At 59.6% G+C, this 4,444-nt stretch carries 1 protein-coding gene and 1 pseudogene; one reads left to right on the top strand and one right to left on the bottom strand.

Features of this window, described 5'->3' with window-relative positions; genetic code table 11:
• Window positions 1–120: 120 nt before the first annotated feature.
• Window positions 121–510 (top strand): annotated as a pseudogene (locus tag F6X40_RS40965) (sugar ABC transporter substrate-binding protein); the annotation flags it as partial.
• A 65-nt stretch (window positions 511–575) separates the two neighbouring features.
• Here the strand turns inward: F6X40_RS40965 and F6X40_RS40960 are convergent.
• Window positions 576–3,896 (bottom strand): adenylate/guanylate cyclase domain-containing protein, encoded by a 3,321-nt coding sequence (locus F6X40_RS40960; RefSeq protein ID WP_187631821.1) that lies wholly within the window; start codon window positions 3,894–3,896, stop codon window positions 576–578.
• Window positions 3,897–4,444 lie beyond the last annotated feature (548 nt).

Genomic DNA, 4,444 nt, shown 5'->3' with positions numbered 1-4,444 from the left:
TACTCGAACCCTGCAGATGCAGGCTTGCAATGGTCAGGCGCTCTTCAGGTTGAAGTTGCTGGTACTTTCTTTCGTGCATCGCAACACCTTATACGAAACGGTGTTGCACTTCAGATTTGAGGCCGCCATCCCATTCCGACCGGAACGACGCAGGCCACCTATGCGGTGACCGATTCAATCATGATGTTCAAGAACTCCAGGGTCAAGAAGAGCGCCTGGAAGTTTCTCGACTTCCTCTTCACAAAGGGCCCGCGCGTCGAATTCTCGAAGACGGAAGGCTTCCTGCCCACGACGAAGGCTGAAGCCAGCGATCCGGCGCTCAATGGCCCAGACGCCAGGGCGTTCATCGCGTTGTTGCCGAACGCGCGCTTCGCACCGACTGTCACTGGCTGGGAAGACACCGGGAAGGCCGTGTCGGATGCAATGCAATCCGTCTACCTGGGAAAGGCTCAACCCGCCGCGGCACTGAACGCGGCAGCCGAAAAGGCAAACCAGTCGCTAGGTAAGTAATGCGACTATGGTAATCGACATTTGATGCAGATCAGCGCGCGAACGGTGCGAGGTGAAATGAGGTTCTACCAGGCCATGGTTTTTATGCCCATTTCCCGGCAAAGCGAGGTAGCGTCTGCTGCATGTTGCTCGGCCAATGCTTCATCTCCGACCATCCTTTGCAGCCGGGAAAGCCCATTTAGGCACTGTGCTTGCAACGGACGCATTCCAAGCTCCTGGGCGATCATCAACGCCATGCGATAGTGCTTGTGAGCTTCCTCAATCCGAGGCGCGGCAGCGTTGCCATCCGAGACAATATCTCCCAACAGGCACCCGGCCCAAGCCTGGTTGCCTCGTTCGCCGGAGGCTCGAGCAAGGTCGATCGCATCATGTGCATGAGTGAGGGCTTCATCTTGTCTACCAGCCCGCTGCCACACTCGACCGAAAATCGAGAGCACCAGCGACTGTCCGAAAGTTAATTTACTCGCCGCCGCTTGGCGAACTGCCTCCTCCAGAAGAACCAGTGCCTCGTCGGTCCGGCCCAACGCTGCATACGCCGCCCCCAGACAGGAGGCTATCCGAGGAACGAAGATTGGAAACTCAGCGCTCTTGCACAGGGCCAGTGCTGGCTCAAGTGCCTCAACCGCAAGGTCGAGATTGCCTTGAATCAGGTGCATCCGTCCGACACCGTGGCCAGCAAAGATCAGTTCCTCTGGCTCATTCATCTCTCGGGCCATGTCGGTCGCCTCCTGTCCGAGGACGGCAGCCTCGTCGAATCGGCCGAGTTCGGCAAGACACAGCACCGGCCAGATACGAGCGTTGACGCGCGTGAATTTTACGTAGTCCTCGTGGGGTCCGAGGTCGTGGCCTTCATGGAGGAGATCTAGCGCCTGTCGGGCATGTCCCATCGCGCGTTCATAGTCTCCGCGGCCATACCGTGACCTTGCCAGCATCATGGCAGCCCAGGCCTTCGCATCGGGGTCGCCTCGCCGCTCCGCCAACGCCAGAGCGCGTTCGCCCGCCTCGACGGCGCCGACCAGATCGCCCAACGAACCGAGCGTGAAAGCGAACCTTGATAGAACGCGCGATAGGCGTACCTCGTCGCCAATTCCTTCGGCCAGATGTTTCGCGTTCTCCAGATTCTCCCGGTTCCGTGCCAATTCTCCGAGCGGATAAAGCGAGTGGTTAAGTTCCCATCGAATGTCGATGATTTGACCAAGTATTTCGGCTGAGGACGGCAGGGTCGCATAGGCAGTCAGGGCTTTCTCGAACAGGACCGACGCCTCTCGATGCGCGGCCCGTTCGGCGGAGTTGTGACCGGCACGCCGCCACAGCCGCGCCGCCTTTTCCGTCAATCCGGCCTGGACGCAGTGTTCAGCCAGGATTTCCGGTTGTTGCTCCGTTACGTCAGCAAAATGATTCTCGAGCTCCATTGCGATGCGGGCATGCAGTTGCTGTCGTCTGTCTCGCAGCATGGAACTGTACGCGGCGTCTTGCACCAGGGCGTGCTTGAAGGTGTATTCCGCCTCCGGTGGTGCCCCGCGCCGGAAAACCAGTTCGGCACTGACGAGATGATTCAATGCATCGTCCAGACGCTCCTTCGGCATCGACGCGACCGCGCTGATAAGCTCATAAGAAAATCGCCGGCCGATTGCAGCGGCGACTTGCGCTACATCCCGCACCGGGGCCAGGCGATCGAGACGCGCCATCAGCGAAGCGTGCAGCGTCATCGGGATCGCCAGTGGTGGCAGCGGTCCATCGAGCACGTAGCGCCCGTTCTGCTCGCGCAATACGCCGCTCTCCAGCACCATTCTGGTCAGTTCTTCGACAAATAGCGGTATTCCATCCGTATGCTCAATGATCTGGTCTGTAACCTCCTTTGGCAGAGCCTTGCCAAGCGCCACCCGTTCGATCATCTCGGCTCGTTGCCGAGGATGCAGACGATTGAGAGTAAGAAGCGTCACCTCTGAGCGGCCGATCCAACGAGACATGAACTCAGGTCGGAAGCTGACAATCAGCAGCGCAGGCAGCGTTTCAATACGATCGACAAGGTGGTCCAGCGCATCGAGCGAACTCGGGTCGGCCCAATGCGCATCTTCGAACAATATCAGCAGCGGCCGGCGCTTTGCCAAGCCCTTGATCTGCGCGATTATCGTACTAAGCGTCCTATCCTTGTACTGCTGCGGCGTGAGATTAAGTGCTGGGTATCGACCCTCTGTCGGAATCGATAGCAACCCCGCTACCAGCGGAGCAGCTTCGCCCGGATTGTCGGCGGCGCACGCGAGCACCGCCTCCAGTTTGTCGAGGCGTTGTTCAGCAGTATCGTCCCGCCGCAGACCGGCCGCACGCTCGAGCTGGGAAATAAACGGGTAGAAGGCGCTCTCTTGATGCCGGAGTGAGCAGAAATACCGCAAACGGTCGTGCGGCTCGAATTGAACCTCCTCTTCAAGAGCGGTGGTCAGCCGTGACTTTCCGATACCCGGCTCGCCTGACAGCAGCACAACCTGCCCCTCACCATGCTTCGCCCGCTGCCATCGGCGAAGCAACAACTCGATCTCCTCGTCGCGCCCGACGATTGGCGTCAGTGTGGTCCCATGCAGCGCCTCGAACCGGCTTTCGACCCTGCTGGGGCCGAGCACTTGCCAAACCCGCACTGCTTCGCCCATACCCTTCACAGTGGGCAGGCCCATGTCGCGGTAGTCAAACAGCCCGCCCGTAAGCCGCTGCGTGCTCGTAGAAATCACCACTGTTCCGGGCTCGGCCAATGTCTGCAGCCGGGCAGCGAGATTAGGCGTCTCACCGACAACGCCACGCTCCAAGGCTGAGCCTTCGCCGATGAGATCACCGACTACCACTACACCGGTAGCGATCCCGATCCGCACTCGCAAACTTTCGTCCGTCCCGGAATCGAGTTTGCCGATGGATCGCACAAGCGTCAGGCCCGCGCGTACCGCCCGTTCCGCGTCGTCCTCGTGCGCCCGGGGATAACCAAAATAGGCCAGTACACCGTCGCCCAGGTACTTTGCGATGAAACCACCGGCCGTAGTAACGATATCTGCGCAACCCCTGTAATAGGCGCCGATGACCTTCCGCATGTCTTCCGGATCGAGCCGCGTCGACAGGGCAGTCGAACCGGCGAGATCGCAAAACATGACGGTGAGTTGGCGTCGGTCCGCCTCATCACCCGGGATGGGCCCCGCCGCGACCGGAGATATTGCAACGGCGCTCTCGCCAAGTTCGGCAATCGCGCGCAGCATTTTGCGGCGATGCCCAAGCAAGACGCCAAGATCCTTGAGATCCTGGTCCGTGAGATCGGGGAGGACCGAGGGATCGATACCGTTCTCGGCAAAGACCTGGACATACTCGGACAAGCCGATTGATGCTAACCACTCCGCAATGCTTCCCACCGGCTGTCTCCTGAAGGCGGCTGCCTCATGCAATGGTAGGAAACATATTTGTTCCGCGCTTGTCGACAATCAGCGCAGCGCGCCAGCTGCAACCAAAAGTGACTAGTTCTATTCGATGTGCGGCGCGGCTAACGTATGATTTATTCCGCTTCCTGACGGCGCCCGAACTTTGCCGTGTGATTGTCGCTTGCCCGTGGATCCGCGCCCAAACCTGCGTGTAAGTTATTCCCCCCGGAGGCTGACGCGGAACCTCCCGGCTGGGTCGCAAGTTCGCGTCTGCCCGGGCGCTCGACCGTGTCCCACGCGAAGGTCCGTTATCTGACCGGAACGGTCCTCTGAATGGCCGTGTAAGGACGAGGGCGAACGAATGCAGTTGGCCGATAGCACCAGTTCAATGAACGTTCCGAAGAACTGCCGTTGAAAACTTCAACGGCGGCTTAGGGGCGGCCTCTGTGAGCGAGTACAGTCGGCCATTTAGGAGTCGATCAAAGCGATAGAGTGAGCGACCGATAATCGCGCTGCTGCGGACATTGAAATCACGCGAAGTC

Source organism: Paraburkholderia sp. UCT31 (genome assembly GCF_014397655.1).
GTDB lineage: Bacteria > Pseudomonadota > Gammaproteobacteria > Burkholderiales > Burkholderiaceae > Paraburkholderia > Paraburkholderia tuberum.
Note: the sequence above shows the minus strand (reverse complement) of the source record. Positions and strands in the feature narration are given on the sequence as shown.